The sequence below is a fragment of the Arthrobacter silviterrae genome (assembly GCF_011045165.1).
Taxonomy (GTDB): domain Bacteria; phylum Actinomycetota; class Actinomycetes; order Actinomycetales; family Micrococcaceae; genus Specibacter; species Specibacter silviterrae.
This window is the reverse complement of sequence record NZ_JAAKZI010000053.1, coordinates 1-16310: the sequence shown is the minus strand read 5'-3', so window position 1 is coordinate 16310 and position 16310 is coordinate 1. Positions and strand designations below refer to the sequence as shown.

Annotated in this window: 14 protein-coding genes and 1 tRNA gene; 9 read left to right on the top strand and 6 right to left on the bottom strand. The window is 66.8% G+C overall.

The genetic code is table 11. The annotated features are described in order from the left end of the window. The first annotated feature begins 207 nt into the window (after positions 1-207). From G6N77_RS18755 to G6N77_RS18735, 5 genes are all read left to right on the top strand, one after another. Complete coding sequence (locus G6N77_RS18755; RefSeq protein WP_240902426.1) at positions 208-870, top strand: bacterial proteasome activator family protein; 663 nt, start codon at positions 208-210, stop codon at positions 868-870. Positions 871-882: 12 nt separating this feature from the next. Continuing rightward, positions 883-1353: a hypothetical protein gene (locus tag G6N77_RS18750; protein WP_165183689.1), complete on the top strand. Its 471-nt coding sequence runs from the start codon at positions 883-885 to the stop codon at positions 1351-1353. A gap of 160 nt (positions 1354-1513) precedes the next feature. Next, on the top strand, positions 1514-2578 hold the full coding sequence (locus tag G6N77_RS18745; protein ID WP_165183688.1) for an iron ABC transporter substrate-binding protein: 1065 nt from the start codon (positions 1514-1516) through the stop codon (positions 2576-2578). Between the two features lie 5 nt (positions 2579-2583). After that, positions 2584-4182: an ABC transporter permease gene (locus G6N77_RS18740; protein ID WP_165183687.1), complete on the top strand. Its 1599-nt coding sequence runs from the start codon at positions 2584-2586 to the stop codon at positions 4180-4182. A 50-nt stretch (positions 4183-4232) separates the two neighbouring features. Continuing rightward, on the top strand, positions 4233-5333 hold the full coding sequence (locus G6N77_RS18735) for an ABC transporter ATP-binding protein (RefSeq protein WP_306987548.1): 1101 nt from the start codon (positions 4233-4235) through the stop codon (positions 5331-5333). Between the two features lie 236 nt (positions 5334-5569). Here G6N77_RS18735 and G6N77_RS18730 read toward each other — a convergent pair whose 3' ends face one another. Continuing rightward, positions 5570-6757 carry a low temperature requirement protein A gene (locus G6N77_RS18730; RefSeq protein WP_165183686.1) on the bottom strand — a complete coding sequence of 396 codons (1188 nt, stop codon included), beginning with the start codon at positions 6755-6757 and terminating at the stop codon, positions 5570-5572. 192 nt (positions 6758-6949) lie between these two features. Between G6N77_RS18730 and G6N77_RS18725 the strand changes: the two genes are divergently transcribed. After that, entirely contained in the window at positions 6950-8941 is a 1992-nt protein-coding gene (locus tag G6N77_RS18725) for an MDR family MFS transporter (protein WP_165183685.1), read from the top strand. 139 nt (positions 8942-9080) lie between these two features. Here G6N77_RS18725 and G6N77_RS18720 read toward each other — a convergent pair. From G6N77_RS18720 to tmk, 4 genes are all read right to left on the bottom strand, one after another. Continuing rightward, a tRNA-Thr gene (locus G6N77_RS18720) sits at positions 9081-9156 on the bottom strand. A gap of 117 nt (positions 9157-9273) precedes the next feature. Continuing rightward, positions 9274-10827 (bottom strand): alpha/beta hydrolase, encoded by a 1554-nt coding sequence (locus tag G6N77_RS18715; protein WP_165183684.1) that lies wholly within the window; start codon positions 10825-10827, stop codon positions 9274-9276. Between the two features lie 17 nt (positions 10828-10844). Further along, on the bottom strand, positions 10845-12038 hold the full coding sequence (locus G6N77_RS18710) for a DNA polymerase III subunit delta' (RefSeq protein ID WP_165183683.1): 1194 nt from the start codon (positions 12036-12038) through the stop codon (positions 10845-10847). Beyond that, complete coding sequence (tmk, locus tag G6N77_RS18705) at positions 12035-12766, bottom strand: dTMP kinase (RefSeq protein WP_165183682.1); 732 nt, start codon at positions 12764-12766, stop codon at positions 12035-12037. Before tmk ends, G6N77_RS18710 begins: the two co-directional genes overlap by 4 nt. A gap of 150 nt (positions 12767-12916) precedes the next feature. On the opposite strand from tmk, the gene G6N77_RS18700 reads away from it, so the two are divergent. Beyond that, entirely contained in the window at positions 12917-14095 is a 1179-nt protein-coding gene (locus G6N77_RS18700) for a trans-sulfuration enzyme family protein (protein WP_165183681.1), read from the top strand. Positions 14096-14140: 45 nt separating this feature from the next. Continuing rightward, positions 14141-14518, top strand: coding sequence for a DUF2516 family protein (locus G6N77_RS18695; RefSeq protein ID WP_262454371.1), 378 nt, complete (start codon positions 14141-14143; stop codon positions 14516-14518). A gap of 9 nt (positions 14519-14527) precedes the next feature. Here the strand turns inward: G6N77_RS18695 and G6N77_RS18690 are convergent, their stop codons facing one another. Continuing rightward, a complete protein-coding gene (locus tag G6N77_RS18690; protein ID WP_165183690.1) occupies positions 14528-15313 on the bottom strand; it encodes a class I SAM-dependent methyltransferase in 786 nt (261 codons plus the stop codon). Between the two features lie 221 nt (positions 15314-15534). Between G6N77_RS18690 and G6N77_RS18685 the strand changes: the two genes are divergently transcribed. Beyond that, entirely contained in the window at positions 15535-16281 is a 747-nt protein-coding gene (locus G6N77_RS18685) for a phosphoglyceromutase (RefSeq protein WP_165183680.1), read from the top strand. The last annotated feature ends 29 nt before the right edge of the window (positions 16282-16310 follow it).

The following is a 16310-nucleotide window of genomic DNA, read 5'->3' as shown; positions in this document are numbered from 1 at the left end:
TAGGGCGGGCAGGGTGTCCTCTCCCTCCCGTCCCGCCCGCTCCTTACCGCCCCGCCCCCACCTTCCCGCCCCTCGCTTCCCGCCCCTCGCTTCCCGCCCCTCGCTTCCCGCCCCGCCCCTCCCGCCCCGCTCCTTCCCGACCCTCCCACCCCGCTCCCAGCCCCACCTTCACGGACAATTTCCTAGGCGCCGTGAGAGACTGGCCCTATGACTGAGAAGGCGCACACCCCGGCCAACGGTTTGGCTGCTGAGGGCAGGGTAATGGACACTTCCAATGGCTTCGCCGGGCCCGGCGTTCCGGGGGACCCGGAGGGCGGACCCTCCGGGGAGGCGCACCAGAGCGTGGCGGACATGGTGGACCAGCCCGCAAAGGTGATGCGCATCGGCACCATGGTCAAGCAGCTGCTGGACGAGGTAAAGAGCGCCCCTCTCGACGACGCCGCCCGGGCCCGCCTGGCCGAAATCCATGAGCGCTCCATTGCCGAACTGGAGGACGGGCTGTCCCCGGAGCTCGTCGCGGAGCTGCACCGGCTGAGCCTGCCGTTCTCCGACAGCTCGGCGCCGTCGGACGCTGAATTGCGCATTGCCCAGGCCCAGCTTGTCGGCTGGCTGGAGGGCCTGTTCCACGGCATCCAGACAGCCATTGCGGCGCAGGCCATGGCCAACCAGCAGCTGGCGGCCCGCATGCAGCTGCGCCAGCTCCCGCCCGGAACCGTTATCGCCCCGGGCGTGGTGGTGGGGGAGAACGGTGAACCGCAGCGCGCCCCCTTCCCGCAGGCCCACGGCAGCCAGGCGGGCGACGGCGGCCCGGGCACCGGGCGTCAGGGCACCGGCCAGCCCGACGCCGGCGGCCCGGGCCAGTACCTCTGAGAAGCATCGCTGATGCTCAAGGGACTTTTTGGCGCCTCCCGCCAGGCCAGGCGCGACGACGCCGAACTCGGCAAGGGTGTCTGGCGCCGGGCCCATGACCGCTACCGGCGCGGCCTGGACAGGTTCCACCAGATGCTGGAGGGCGTTGAGGGGGACCAGGCGGAGGGCCAGGGTGAAAACTATGCCGCCCTGGTGCCCATTGCGAACTCGCTGGCCGGTTTGTTGGCGCAGGTGCGGGCCATTGCCGTGCAGGCCCAGGCCGCGGCCCCCAGCGAAGGCATGGAAATCCCCACTGGCACGGGCGGCTACCTCAATGACGTCCACCGCGAGCTGTCCCGGGCCGGGAACGCGCTGGCGGCAGCTGCCGAGGCCGTTGCCCTGGTGAGGCTCGGCGTGGGGAATGTGGCGGGCGTCGAACGCAAGGCGGAGATCGTGGAAGATCACGTCATCCGGGCCGCGGAGCTGTTGGACGGACGCCCGTAAAATCAGCCCCGCTTGGACTCAGTCCATTTTAGACACGCAAATATGACCTAATTGTTGAGAGCTGCGTCACATGGGACCGGATATTAGGGTTGCCTCGCCTATTCTCGTATTACGATCAATAACTGTTCGCTAATTCGTTTATGACCGCCGAAAGGCCCCCATGAAAACTTGGTTCAACAAGACCGTGCTCAACAGGACCGCACTCTCCGCGATCGCCGGAGTTTCAGTGCTCGCCCTTGCCGCCTGCGGCGGCAGCGCCGCGCCCGCGGCCTCCAACGGCGCATCGGGCTCGGCCACGGACGCCATTGTGGTGTACAACGCCCAGCACCAGGAACTGACCCAGGCGTGGGTTGATGCGTTCACCAAGGAAACCGGCATCAAGGTCACCCTGCGCAACGGCGACGATTCCGAGCTGAGCAACCAGATTGTCCAGGAGGGCGCCAAGTCCCCGGCCGATGTATTCCTGACCGAAAATTCTCCCGCGATGACGCAGGTCGAGAATGCCGGCCTGTTCACCGGCATCAGCGCCAAGATCCAGTCCCAGGTCCCCGCGGCGTACCGCCCCTCCACGAATAAGTGGACGGGCATTGCCGCCCGCAGCACGGTTTTTGCCTACAACACCACCAAGCTGACCCAGGCGCAGCTGCCCAAGTCCATCATGGACCTGGCCGATCCCGCCTGGAAGGGCCGCTGGGCGGCGTCGCCGTCCGGTGCCGACTTCCAGGCCATTGTCTCAGCCATGCTGGAGCTCAAGGGTGAGGCCGCCACCTCCGCCTGGCTGAAGGCCATGAAGGCGGACGCCAAGGTCTACAAGGGCAACAGCACTGCCATGAAGGCGGTCAACGCCGGCGAAATTGACGGCGCCATCATCTACCACTACTACTGGTTCGGCGACCAGGCCAAGACGGGTGAAAACTCCAAGAACGTGGCCCTGGAATACTTCAAGAATGAGGATCCGGGAGCATTTGTCTCCGTCTCCGGCGGCGGCGTGCTGGCCTCCAGCAAGCACCAGGCCAATGCTGAAAAGTTCCTTGAATTCATCACCGGCAAGGCCGGCCAGGAAATTTTGCAGACGGGCACTTCCTTCGAATACCCCGTGGCCTCCGAGGTGGCCGCCAACTCCAAGCTGGTCCCCCTGAAGGACCTGCAGGCACCCAAGGTTGACGCCGCCAAGCTGAACTCGCAGAAGGTCACCGACCTGATGACGGCGGCCGGTCTACTCTAGTACTGATGTCCTTTTTTCAAAGCACGACGGCGGAACTTGCGCCGGGCAGCAAATCCAGGCGCAGGGCTGCCGGGGGCCGGGGCACACGCTCCGGCCCTTTGGCCGTCGTCGTTCTCTCCATCCTGATCGCCGCGTTCTCGCTGCTGCCCCTGGGGTACGTGGTGGTCATGACTGGCAACGCGGGGTGGGACACCATCCAGAAACTGGTGTTCCGGCCGCGCGTTGGCGAACTGCTTTTCAACACGCTGGCCCTGGTGCTCATTACGGTCCCGATCTGCGTAGTCCTCGGCATTGCCGGAGCCTGGCTGGTGGAACGCACCAGGCTGCGCGGGAACAAGGCGTGGGCCGTGCTGTTGGCGGCGCCACTGGCCATCCCCGCGTTCGTTAACAGCTATGCCTGGGTGAGCGCCATCCCCTCCCTGGGCGGGGTGTGGGGCGGGGTGCTGGTTTCCACGCTTTCCTATTTCCCGCTGGTGTACATCCCGGTGGCGGCCGTGCTCAGCCGGATGGACCCTGCCCTGGAACAGTCGGGCGCCTCCCTGGGGCTGGGACCGTGGCAGGTGTTCTTTCGCGTGGTCCTGCCCCAGCTGCGGCTCGCGGCCGCAGGCGGTGCGCTGCTGGTTTCCCTGCACCTACTGGCCGAATACGGCGCCTTCGCCATGATGCAGTTTGATACGTTCACGACGGCGATCTACGACCAGTTCCGCTCCACCTTCAACGGTGCGGCGGCCAACATGCTGGCCAGCGTGCTCGTGTTGTTCTGCCTGCTGCTGCTGCTCGGCGAATCGAAGACGCGCGGCAATGCCCGCTATGCCAGGCTGGGTGGCGGCGCGCAGGCCAATCCGAAGCGCCTGGCGCTGGGCTGGTACCAGGTGCCCGGCCAGTTGTTCCTGGCGGCGCTGAGTGTGCTGGCCCTGGGTGTGCCCCTGTTCCACGTGGTCCGCTGGCTCATCGCTGGGGGTGCCGCGATCTGGACCGGAAGCGCCCTGGTCCACGCCTTGCTCCAGACCCTGGGCTACGGACTGGCCGGGGCCCTCATGACCACAGTCCTGGCCTTCCCGCTGGCGTACCTGGTGATCCGCCACCCGGGCCCTGTGACGAAAGTGCTGGAAGGGGTCAACTACATTTCCAGCTCGATGCCCGGGATTGTGGTGGCCCTGGCCCTGGTGACCATCACCGTCCATAACGTACCCGCGGTCTACCAGACCGCCGTCGTGCTGGTGGCGGCCTATGCGCTGCTGTTCATGCCGCGGGCGCTGGTCAACCTCCGCGCCGGCCTGGCGCAGGCGCCCAAGGAACTCGACGAGGCGGCACAGGCCCTGGGAAAGGCGCCGCTGGTGGCATTCGTCAAGGTGACCCTGCGGCTCAGCGCCCCCGCAGCGGCGGGCGGGGCGGCCCTGGTTTTCCTGGGGATTGTGAACGAACTGACGGCGACCCTGCTGCTCGCGCCGAACGGCACCACCACGCTGGCCACCGAATTTTGGGCGTTCAGCAGCGAAATTGATTACGCCGGGGCGGCCCCGTATGCCTTGTTGATGATCCTGCTGTCCGCCCCCATGACCTACCTCCTCTTTGCCCAATCCAAGAAAGCTGCAGGACAGTGACCCCAACCATTCGGAGGGCGGCCAAGGCGCCAACCGCCAAGCCCGCCTTCATCCCGGACCCGGGCCATGTCACAGACCACCTCCTGGTGTCCGGGGCCCGGAAGTCGTTCGGCGGCACCGAGGTCCTCAAAGGCGTAGACCTGACCGTGGCACAGGGGAGGACCACGGCCATCGTCGGTGCGTCGGGTTCGGGCAAGACCACGCTGCTGCGCCTGATTGCCGGTTTCGAGGCGGCCGACGCCGGCACCATTTCGCTGGCAGGAGTGGAGGTGGCCGGTCCTGCGGCGTGGGTGCCGGCGCACAAGCGCAGCGTGGGCTACGTGGCCCAGGACGGCGCCCTGTTCCCACACCTGAGCGTGGGTCAGAACATTGAGTTTGGGCTGCCGGTGCGCGGCCGGGCCGCGGCCGCCCGGGTGGGCGAGTTGCTGGAAATGGTGTCCATGGACCCCTCCTATGCCAGGCGCCGGCCCTCGCAGCTCTCTGGCGGCCAGCAGCAGCGCGTGGCGCTGGCCCGGGCGCTTGCCCGCCGCCCGCAGCTGATGCTGCTGGATGAGCCGTTCAGCGCGCTCGACGCCGGCCTGCGGGTGGCCACGCGCCGCACCGTCTCCCAGACCCTGAGCGACGCCGGCGTGACCACCATCCTGGTCACCCACGACCAGGCCGAGGCCCTCAGCTTCGCCGACCAGGTGGCCGTCATGCGGGACGGGAAGCTGGCGCAGATCGGCAGCCCCTTCGTGGTGTACACGCGTCCCTCCGACCGGGCCACGGCAGAATTCCTGGGCGACGCCGTGATTCTTGAAGCCTGGATGGAAGGCTCCCTGGCACTGTGTTCGCTGGGCGGAATCCCCGTCCGCCGCCCGCCCGTGCAGGGCAGGGTGCACCTGATGCTGCGCCCGGAGCAAATCCGCATCACCGAGGGCGGCAGCATCCGCGGCCGCGTGGTGGACACCGACTACTTTGGCCCGGAAACCACTGTGCGGATCCAATTGGCGCCGATTGCCGTCGACCCCGGCAAGCCCGTTGACCCGCACCAGCCGGTGGGCGGGGAAGTGATCAACATCCGGCACTGGAACGCCATGCTGGCCCGGCCCGGCACCGAACTGTCGCTGAAGGTGGTGGGGGAGGGCGTGGTCTTCCCCTGGAGCGAGTAGCGCCGACCCGGGAGCCGGTTGCGGGAGCCGGTTGCGGGAGCCGGCTGCGGCAAGCCGGCTGTGACAACTATTGTCACAACCCATTGCCGCATTCCTTACCCACGAGTAAGGTCAGGTGTGGTGGTGTCTCGGACTGAGGCCACAATCGCTGAAGCCGTTGGGGGAGCCTCGGATAACAGGACCCGCAACGCAAGGCCCGTACCGTCCCTCGCCGGACGGTGCGGGCCTTGTTCCTGTCACGGGGCCCCTGGCCCCGCTGGCCGCCGTCGTCGGACCAGCTCCACATAGGCCGTGGCAAGCATCAGCAGTGCGGTGGCGGCTGCCAGCAGCGCCGCCGCCGGCACCAGGGCGCTTAACGGGATGAGCAGGAGGGCAAGGGCCACTGTTGGTCCGGCCCACGGCACCACCCTGCGCGGCGGCTGGCCGTAGCGCAGCGAGACCAGCGCATTCGTGCCGTAGTACAGGGCCAGGCCGCCGCCCAGCGAAATGCCGGCACCCAGGGGAAGCCGGTCGTACGGGGCTGAAATGGCGGTGGCAATCCCGGCGGCAACGGATGTAACGCCCAGGACCAGCAGGAACGGCAGAAACAGCGTTGTCTGCAGGATTCCACCAAAGTCTGCCCGGGAGCGCAGGCGCTCAAGCCCGGGGGCCACCGTCCCCGCGCCGTACTGGAAGAACGACCAGCCCAGGAGGGCGACCACCAGGAAACCAAGCGCGCCACCCAGGGCCGGCCCCGGGCCCCAATGGGCCGAGACTTCATTGACGATCGTGACTACTGACTCCCCCAGGACAATGATGACAAAGAGGCCCAGCCGTTCCGAGGCGTGCTCAATGTTGATGTTCGCGGCGCCGCGCTCCGGCCACAGGTGCGCACTCAGCAACACCATGGCAATTTCGACGGCGATGGCGGCGCCCCACAGGACCACCGCAACGTGAAGGGGGAGCACCGCAGAGACCAGCCAGAGGGCTGCCGTTCCGCCGTTGTAGATCCAAATCCGCCATGACGTCCCGGACACCGTGTGGCGGTCATGGTGGAGCCAGAGCACCAGCAGCACGGCGCGCAGGGCGGCGTTGCCCAGCGAAAACGCCCACGCCCTGTCGCCCAGGGCCCCCGGCGCCGCTGCTGCCATGACCCCGGCAGCAGCCATGGCAGCCAACATCGCCAGGCCCAGGGCCCGGGCTGACAATCCGGGCAGCACGTTGATCACCGAGACCATGTTCACCCAGGCCCACCAGGCCGGAAAGAACAGCAGCACGTAGCTGCCAAACGCTGCCAGCCCCGGGTCGCCATGGATGCCGTGTGCCAGCTGGCTCACGAACGCGACGAAAATCAGGTCAAAAAACAGCTCCATCCAGTGGACGCGCCCGGGTTCACGCGCCGGGGCGTGGGGCGCGGCTCCCCGGGACTGCGAATTGTTGCTCACCCGCCCATGATATGGCCGGCCAAAGGGCCTGAAGTGTTCACCGAGCGCGAAACAGAACCGTTGCTGGGGGTAACCGTATTGTCCGACGGCGTTGAGGGGAGTAGCGTTTCCACTCTGCGCAACTTACTTTGTTTCGCCCACGCCGTCGTGATGCCGGTGTCAGTGGCATCCTCCATAACCTTTTGAGGACGCATGTCTAGCGAAAAACCCCTTTCCCCCGCCGCGGGCTCCAGCCCGGCCGGCGGCGCCGTGATGAACCACCGCCAAATCCTGTTTGTCATCTTCGGCCTCATGGCCGGGATGTTCCTTTCGGCGCTCGACCAGACAGTGGTCGGCACCGCGATCCGCACCATCGGCGATGACCTCCACGGCCTCAGCCTCCAGGCCTGGGTGACCACCGCCTATTTGATCGTCTCCACCATCAGCACCCCGATTTACGGGAAGCTGTCGGACATTTTCGGGCGCCGCCCGCTGTTCATCTTCGCGATCGTGGTCTTTATTGTCGGGTCAATCCTTTCCAGCTTTTCAACGTCCATGATTGAACTCGCCACCTTCCGCGCCGTGCAGGGGCTTGGCGCAGGCGGCCTGATGTCCATGCCGCTGGCCATCATGGGTGACATGCTCGCCCCGCGCGAACGCGCCAAGTACCAGGGCTACTTCCTGGCCGTCTTTGGCGTCTCGAGCGTCATCGGCCCGCTGATCGGCGGCCTGTTTGCCGGCACGGACCAGATCCTGTGGATCGCCGGGTGGCGCTGGGTGTTCCTGGTCAATGTGCCCATCGGGCTGGCGGCACTGGCGATGGTGCTGCGCTTCCTGCACCTGCCCAAGGTTGACCGCCATTCCGTGCGCATTGACTGGTGGGGTGCCGCCGCCGTCATCGTGGCCCTGGTTCCGTTGCTGCTGGTGGCCGAGGAAGGCCAGACGTGGGGCTGGACCAGCGCCGCCTCCATCGCCTGCTATGTGGTTGGCGTGGTTGGTGTCATCGCCTTCATCCTCATTGAGATTCGGATGAAGGACGACGCCCTGATTCCCATCAAGCTTTTCCATTCCTCCACGTTCTCGATGGCCACCATCATTGGTGTGCTGGTGGGCTTTGGCATGTTCGGCGCCATGATGACGATCCCGCTGTACCTGCAGATTGTCCTGGGTTCCACGCCCACCGAGAGCGGCTTCCAGATGCTCCCCATGATCCTGGGGCTGATGATCGCCTCGATCGGAAGCGGCCAGCTGATCGCCCGCACCGGCCGGTACCGGATGTTCCCCATCCTCGGCACCGCCCTGATGTCCGCCGGGTTCCTGTACCTGACCTTCCTGAAGTTTGACTCGCCGTTCCTCTTCGTTGCCGGCGGCATGCTGCTGATCGGCCTGGGCCTGGGCCAGCTCATGCAGACCCTGACCATTGCCAGCCAGAATTCCGTGGGCCTGCGCGACATGGGCGTGGCCACCAGTGCGTCCACGTTCTTCCGCCAGATCGGCGGCACCCTGGGCACCGCCGTCATGCTTTCGCTGCTCTTTACGATCATGCCCCTGAACATCCAGGGTTCGCTCTCCGACGGCCCCACGCTGCGGAACGCACTGGACGCCGCCATGACGCCGTCGGTGGCGACTGCGCCGGAAAACAAGGCGATCATGAGCTTGATTTACACGAACATGGTGACGCCGGTGGAGAAGGGTGCGCAGCAGGCGGCCCACACCGCCGGCGTCAAGGCACTGGTGGCGAAGGGGGTGCCGGAGGCGGAGGCGCAGACCAAGGTCCCGGCCCAGCCGCTGGACTTCTCCAACGCGGCTGTCCGCACGCAAGTGGTCGACCAGGTAGCGCCCACCATCGCGGAGAAGCTCAAGTCGGCAACGGGCTCCTCGGCGGCGGGCAGCAGCGCCCTCAATGACACCTCCTTCCTCAAGGGCGCCAACCCGGCCCTGAGCAAGCCGTTCCTGACCGGCTTCACCACCTCCACGATCGTCATCTACTGGGTGGCGCTCATGGTGGTGCTGCTGGCCCTGGTGCTGGCGCTGTTCTTCAAGACTCCACCGCTGCGCATGAAGTCGGCCCTGCAGGAAGCCGCCGACGACGCCGCGACGCGTGCCGAGGCAACTGACCTGAAGCTCCAGCATGCGGCCGAGGAGATGGGTGCGCTCATGGAGCCCGGCAGCTACTCGCATGCGGACGGCCCCGCCCCGCGCTAGCAGCCCGCCACCCGCCCAGGATCCCGGAATGGACTTTTGAGGTTGATATATCAACCTCAAAAGTCCATTCCGGGATCCGCGCCGGGCATGCAAAAGGCCCCGCATCCCTGATAAACAAGGGATGCGGGGCCTTTTGTTGTGGAGCCTCCAAACAGAATCGAACTGTTGACCTTTTCATTACGAGTGAAACGCTCTACCAACTGAGCTATGGAGGCCTGTGCCGGTCAGAATCCCTTGCGGAATCATTCCCTGAACACAAGAAACCACTCTAATATGCTGGCGCCGATTGTACAAAATCGGCGCCCGGCGGCAACGAAAAGGTGGCCAACTAGTCAGCAGGTGGTTCCCTTGGCCGGCACCACGCCGTTGACAAAGTAGTTGTCGACCACGCCCGTCAGGCACGCGTTCGCGCGGCCGTAGGCCGTGTGTCCGTCGCCTTTCCAGGTGACCAGCACGCCGGAATCCAGCTGCTGCGCCAGGGCCTGTGCCCACTTGTACGGCGTGGCCGGATCCTTGGTGGTGCCAATGACCAGGATGGGACCGGCACCCTTGGCCGAGATGGTCTCCGGCTTGCCCGTGGCGGCATAGGGCCAGTACTTGCAGGTGAGTCCGTTGTAGCTGAGCACCTTGCCAAAGGTGGGGGACGCCTTTTCCAGCGCCGCGGCTTCCTCCCGCATGTGCCCGGTGCCCGAATTCATGGAGTAGTCCAGGCAGTTGATCGCCGTGAAGGCCGCCGCGATATTGGTGGTGTACTTGCCGTCCGAGGCCCGGTCCGAGGAGTAGTCGTCCAGCGCCTGCATCCCGGAGGCGTCCCCGGCGAAAGCCTCCTTCAGGGCGCCCTTGAGCGGCTCCCACAAGTCGGTGGAGTACATGGCAAACGCGAGGGTGTTGGTGAAGCCCGTCCCCGTCATGACCCGCCCGGTCTTTGTTTGCTGCGGAGTCTTCTCATACACGGCATTGAGTTCGCGGATTTGCGCCAAGGCCTCGTCGACAGTGCCGGACACTGGGCAATCCTTGGTTCCCAGGCAGTTCGCCGCCCAGTCGCGTAGCGCCCCTTCGAAGCCGATGGCCTGGCCCATGGAGATCTGGTCATCGGTCAGGCTGGGGTCCAACGCGCCGTCGAGCGAAAACTTGCCCACCTTCGAGGGGAACAGGCCGGCGTAGGTGGCGCCCAGTTTGGTCCCGTAGGAAAAGCCCATGTAGTTCAGCTTTGTGTCGCCCGCCACTGCCCTCAGGATGTCCAGGTCGCGGGCGGCGCTGACGGTGTCCACATGGGCCAGCACGGCCCCCGAATTTTTCACGCACAGGTCGGTTTCGGTCTTGGATTCCGCTTCGGCCTGCTGCAAGCCGGCATCGGTGGAGAGGTTGTACTCCACCTGGCGCGCGGCATCCATCTGTGCGTCGTTGAGGCACTTGACCGGGGCGGAGCGCCCCACGCCGCGGGGGTCAAATCCCACGATGTCGTACGCGGCGCGGATCTTGGCCGAAAAGTAGGACTTGGCGCTGTCCTTGGCCATGTCATAGCCGGAGCCACCGGGCCCGCCGGGGTTGATGAGCAGGGCGCCCTGCCTTTTCCCTGTGGCTGGCAGCCGGATTACGGCCAGCTTGATGGATGAGCCCTGCGGCTTGGCGTAGTCCAGCGGCACCTCCACCTCGGCGCACTGGAATCCGCCGTTGCAGGACGTCCACGTCACCACCTGCCCGTAGTAAGCTGCCAGGTTTGCCGGCACGGCCCCGATGGTGGAGGCGTCGGCGGTGGACTTGACGGGATGTGGTGCAGGCGGGGCCAGGGGTGTGCAGCCGGCCAGCAGCAGGGAGCCAATGGCTGCGGCAGCGGCGGTCAGGAGGCGGAGGCGTGTCCGCCGCGGTGCTGGTCCGTGGGTCATGGGGGTCCTTTGCAGGTCTAGAGCAGGCTGACGGCCATGGCTTCGAGGGCCAAAAGCGGGGAGACGTTGGTGGTGGTGAGGCGGCGGCGCACGGAATTGATGGCATCCATGCGCGCCAGGGTGGCTTCCGGCCGTCCGCGGGAGGCAAAGTCGGACAGCGCCGAGCGCAAGGGCTCGTTGACCAGCTCCGCCGTGCTGCCGGGGCCCGGTGCCGAACTTGGATGCTCGACGCCGGTGCCCCCGTTCGCTGCCAGCTGCAGTACCAGCACATCCCGGTAAAAGGACAGCAGGTCGGTCAATGCGCGGTCCAGCTGGTCGGTGACGGAGCGCTTGGAGCGGCGCTTCTGGTCTTCCTCCAGTGCCCGGACCTGCGCACGCATGGGCGGCGGGAGCGTGCCGGTTTCCGGGGCGCCGAGCGAGAGCAGCAGCTTGGCCTTTTCGGCGATGTCACGTTCCTCGTTTGAGGAGGCGGCCTCGGCCTGGGCCAGTTCCAGCAGCGACCCGGCCGCCCGCACCGCGGCTGTCACGTCCCGCAGGGTGAGCGGCAAGTGGACTATCGCGTCACGCCGTTCCCGGGCGCCGGCGTCGGAGGCCAGGCGCCGGGCAATGCCGATATGGCTTTGCGCGGCCCGTGCGGCATGCAGCGCCAGTTCCGGCTCAATGCCGTCGCGTCGCACCAGCAGCGCGGCCACGTCCTCGACGGGCGGCACGCGCAGGGTCAGGGTGCGGCAGCGGGAGCGGATGGTGACCAGCACATCGGCCGGACTGGGTGCGCACAGGACCCAGATGGTGCGAGGCGGGGGCTCCTCAATGGCCTTCAGCAGCACATTGGTGGTGCGCTCTGCCATGCGGTCGGCGTCGCCCACGATCATGACGCGCCACCGTGAGGAGGACGGGCTGTCATGGGCCTTCCGGACCAGTTCGCGGGCCTCCTCAATGGTGATGGTGGTCTTCTCCGTGGCGATGAACGTGACATCGGCATTGGTGCCGGCCAGCGTGGTGTGGCAGGCCTTGCACACACCACAGCCGCGCTCGGCCAGCTGTTCGCGTTCGCAGACCAGTGCGGCGGCAAAGGCGACGGCGGCGTTGGAACGCCCGGATCCGGGCGGGCCGGTGATGAGCCAGGCATGCGTGGGGCCGCTGGACTGTGCGGCGCGGCGCAACTGCTCCACCACAGGTCCCTGGCCCTGCAAGTCAACCCAGACGCTCATGCGGAACCCGCCATGGGCCCAGTCGCCGCGTCCCCGGCAGTCGCCGTTCCGGCAGTCTCCGTCTCCCCGGCAGTCGCCGTCCGGGCCGCCAGCAAGCCAAGCACCCGCCCCCGCACGGCGGCGGCCAAATCGGCGGCCGGAAGCCCGGCATCCAGGACCAGGTAGCGCTCCGGGTGTGCGGCGGCAAGCGCCAGGAAAGCCCGGCGGATGTCGGCATGGAAGCCGTCAGGCTCCGATTCCAGCCGGTCCTCGGCCGCATCGCCGGCAGTGCGCCGGCTGCGGCCGTCTTCGGGACTGACGTCCAGGAGCACTGTCAGGTCGGGCCACAGCCCTTCGGTGGCCCACTCGTTGAGCCGCTGGACTTCGCCCGTGCCCAAGCCCCGTCCGGCTCCCTGGTACGCGATGGAGGAGTCAATGTAGCGGTCGCTGACCACAATTTCCCCGCGCGCCACGGCCGGGACAATAACCTGCACGGTGTGGGCGGCCCGGGCGGCGGCAAATATCAACGCCTCGCAGCGGGCGTCAATTTCCCCCTGGCCATGGTCCAGGACCAGGGAGCGAAGCTTCTCGCCCACGGGCGTTCCCCCGGGCTCTCTGGTGCGCACCACCACGTGGCCGGCAGCTTCCAGCATCTCCGTCAGCAGTGCGGCCTGGGTGGATTTTCCGGCCCCGTCACCGCCCTCGAGGGCAATGAACAGGCCCGGCGCAGGGGCAAAAGGTAAAGTCACGTCCCTAGCCTACCGGCCCCCGCCGGGAGCGCCCCCGGCTTGTCCACAGGCTCCGGCACGAGGCCTCCACAGGCCGCGCAGGGCCGGAGTTCCCCACACCCGTGTCACGAAATTGGGGAGCGGGTGACCGGGAGCACTAATCTGGAAGGCATGAGCCTCGAACCTTCCTCCCACCCCGACCAACTCAGCCCGGAAACGGTTGCGGTGGTTGCCGGCCGCCCCGCACGCGAGCACGACGCCGCGGTCAACCCGCCCATCGTGCTGTCCTCCACCTATGTGGGGACCGGCCAGGTCGTTGACGGGGACAGGGCCTACGGGCGGTATTCAAACCCCACCTGGGATCCGCTGGAGGAAGCGCTGTCAGAGCTCGAGGGCGCCACGCTGCCTTCGCTCGTCTTCAGTTCCGGCCTGGCCGCCGTGTCCGCCGCGCTGTCCCTGATCCCCGTGGGCGGCGTGCTGGTCATGCCCCGGCATTCCTACCAGGGCGCCCTGGTGATGGCGCAGGAGCAAACGGCCAAGGGGCTGTTCACTCTGCGCACGGTGGACATTGCCAACAATGACGACGTCATTGCTGCGCTGACCGGAGCGGGCGAAAAGGCTGCCGACATGCTGTGGCTGGAAAGCCCCACCAACCCCATGCTGGAGGTGGCCGACCTCCGCGTCCTGTGCCGCTCCGCCAAGGCCGTGGGAGCCCTGGTGGTCACCGACAACACGTTCAGCACACCGCTGGTCCAGAAGCCGCTGGAACTGGGCAGCGACATAGTGCTGCACTCGGTCACCAAATACCTGGCCGGGCACTCCGACGTCATCCTCGGGGCGCTCATCACCTCCGACGGGGAACTGCGCCGCACACTACTGCATTACCGCTCCATCCATGGCGCCATCGCCGGCCCGTTTGAGGCGTGGCTGGCCCTGCGCGGCCTGCGCACGCTGGCCCTTCGGGTGGAGCGAGCCCAGGACAGCGCCATGACGCTGGCCAAGCGTCTTGACCTGCACGACGGCGTCGAAAAGGTTTTGTTTCCCGGGCTCGACTCCGATCCGGGCCATGAGCGTGCCAAGGCCCAGATGCTTGGATTTGGTTCCATCCTGTGCGTCCAGGTGGCCGGGGGCGAGGCAGCTGCCAACGCCCTGGTGGAGGCGCTGCGCCTCTGGACGCCGGCCACGTCGCTGGGCGGGGTGGAGTCCCTGATTGAGCGGCGCCGCCGCCACGCCAACGAACCCGATTCTGTTCCGGTGAACCTCCTGCGGCTCAGCGTGGGCATCGAAAACGTCGAGGACCTGTGGAACGATCTTTCCCAGGCGCTTGCCCATGCGGCCGGCAAGAGGTAGCGGGGGACCGTTTTGCCGCACAGTTCCACGCGCTAGGCTTGTTGCGTGAGCTCATTATTGAACGGTGTGGATTTTCTCGTCCTGATGGCGCTGGGGCTGGTGGCCCTGTGCCTCCAGGTGTGGGCGCTGAGCGACTGCCTGCGCACTCCCGCCGCCGATTTTCAGCGCGCCTACAAGCGCACCAAGCAGTTTTGGGGCGCCCTGACCGGCGTTTCGGTGTTTCTGGGCTTCATATATGTCCTCGGCGGCATCAACACGTCCGTCGCAGTGGGGCAGCTCGTCTCACCCGGCATGGGCATGGGGCTGATTTTCAATCTGGCCGCAGCCACGGTTGCCAGCGTGTACCTGGCGGATGTCCGCCCGGCCCTGGCGGAGGTCCGCGGCCGCGGCAAGGGCCGGCAGAACCGCGGCTCTTCCTGGTAGCTGCTGCGGCTAGCCGGGTTCGACGGCGGACCACGCCACCGTCAGTTCGCCCAGCCGCCAACGCGACGGCGACCGCTTGACGGGCCAGCCGGCGTCGTACATTTTCTGGCACATGGACAGCCAGCGCTGCCGGTGCCCAAAGGGGGCAAGCGGCGCAGCGGCCAGCCAGTGCTGGTCCAGGGCCTGCAGGAAGCCATTGATCTTCTCGCCCGGCATGTTGTGGTGGATGAGTGCCTTGGGGAGGCGCTCGGCCACGTCGCTGGGCAGCTCGAAGGCGCCAAACCGCATGGAGATGGTGAGGGACTGCGGGCCTGCCGAATCCAGCGCCACCCACGTGCTGCGCCGGCCAATCTCATCACAGGTGCCGTCAACGAACACGCCGTTGGGGGAAAGCCGGGAGCAGACGGTGCGCCAGATGAGGCGGACATCGGCCTCGTCATATTGGCGCAGAACATTGAAGGCGCGGACCATGGTGGCGTTGCCCGGGACGGGGATTTCAAAACCACCCACCTGGAAGTCCAGGCCGCCGTGTTCCAGGTGCTTGGCGATGCGCACGCGTTCGGGCTCAATTTCAATGCCCGTCACGTGGGCGTCGGGACACACGGCATGGATGCGCGCGTAGAGTTCCACGGCCGTGGTGGGGGATCCGCCGTAACCCAGGTCCACCACCAGCGGGCGGTTTCCGGCGTGCCGGTCGCGCCGCAGCCGCCAGGATTCCGGCCCGGCCAGCCAGCGGTCCACGCGGCGCAGCCGGTTGGGATTGGTGGTGCCGCGGGTGGCATTGCCAAAGGGCAGGCCGCGGGACCGGACGGCACCGCGCGAAAGGGAGTCGCGCTGTGCAGGGCCGGTGGAAACTTTTTTGACCCTTTGGGCGCGTTGAACCACTGAACAACACTAATCGGCTGCACAGGCAGGGCTGAAAAAACGTGGCGGGGCTCACGGGCGCCGCCCGCAAGTGCGGCGTAGCATTTCGAACGGCAACAGGGCCGCGCAGCCCGTGCCGCTAGGATGAAACCATGACCTATACCCTGATTTTGCTCCGTCACGGCCACAGTGAGTGGAACGCCAAGAACCTGTTCACCGGCTGGGTGGATGTTGACCTCAACGACCAGGGCCGCACGGAAGCCGTGCGTGGCGGCGAGCTGCTGGTGGAGAACAATCTCCTCCCCGATGTGCTGTACACCTCCCGGCTCAAGCGGGCCATCAACACCGCGAACCTGGCGCTGGACACGGCCGACCGCGGCTGGATCGACGTCAAGCGCGACTGGCGCCTCAATGAGCGCCACTACGGTGCACTGCAGGGCAAGGACAAGGCCCAGACGCTCGCCGAGTTCGGCGAAGAGCAGTTCATGGAATGGCGCCGCAGCTACGACACGCCGCCGCCGCCGCTCTCCGACGACAGCGAATTCTCGCAGGCCCACGATCCGCGCTACGCCGGCCTCGGCGACGCCCTGCCGCGCACCGAGTGCCTCAAGGACGTCCTGGTCCGCCTGCTGCCGTACTGGGAATCGGACATTAAGGAAGATCTCAAGGCCGGCAAGACGGTCCTGGTCACGGCCCACGGCAACTCGCTGCGCGCCCTGGTCAAGCACCTTGACGGCATCTCCGACGAGGCCATCGCGTCCCTGAACATCCCCACCGGCATCCCGCTGGTCTACGAACTGGACGAAAACTTCGCCCCCACCACCCCGGGTGGCAAGTACCTGGACCCGGAAGCGGCAGCTGCGTCCATCCAGGCTGTCGCGAACCAGGGCAAGAAGTAGGCCCGGGCAAGTGGCAACACTGCCTTAAA

What these genes read in the sequence shown, in the direction of transcription:
- G6N77_RS18710 (WP_165183683.1), bottom strand. Translation starts at nt 12,038, where the DNA reads ATGAGCGTCTGGGTTGACTTGCAGGGCCAGGGACCTGTGGTGGAGCAG.
- G6N77_RS18685 (WP_165183680.1), top strand. Translation starts at nt 15,535, where the DNA reads ATGACCTATACCCTGATTTTGCTCCGTCACGGCCACAGTGAGTGGAAC.
- G6N77_RS18715 (WP_165183684.1), bottom strand. Translation starts at nt 10,827, where the DNA reads ATGACCCACGGACCAGCACCGCGGCGGACACGCCTCCGCCTCCTGACC.
- G6N77_RS18745 (WP_165183688.1), top strand. Translation starts at nt 1,514, where the DNA reads ATGAAAACTTGGTTCAACAAGACCGTGCTCAACAGGACCGCACTCTCC.
- G6N77_RS18755 (WP_240902426.1), top strand. Translation starts at nt 208, where the DNA reads ATGACTGAGAAGGCGCACACCCCGGCCAACGGTTTGGCTGCTGAGGGC.
- G6N77_RS18725 (WP_165183685.1), top strand. Translation starts at nt 6,950, where the DNA reads ATGTCTAGCGAAAAACCCCTTTCCCCCGCCGCGGGCTCCAGCCCGGCC.
- G6N77_RS18740 (WP_165183687.1), top strand. Translation starts at nt 2,584, where the DNA reads ATGTCCTTTTTTCAAAGCACGACGGCGGAACTTGCGCCGGGCAGCAAA.
- G6N77_RS18700 (WP_165183681.1), top strand. Translation starts at nt 12,917, where the DNA reads ATGAGCCTCGAACCTTCCTCCCACCCCGACCAACTCAGCCCGGAAACG.
- G6N77_RS18750 (WP_165183689.1), top strand. Translation starts at nt 883, where the DNA reads ATGCTCAAGGGACTTTTTGGCGCCTCCCGCCAGGCCAGGCGCGACGAC.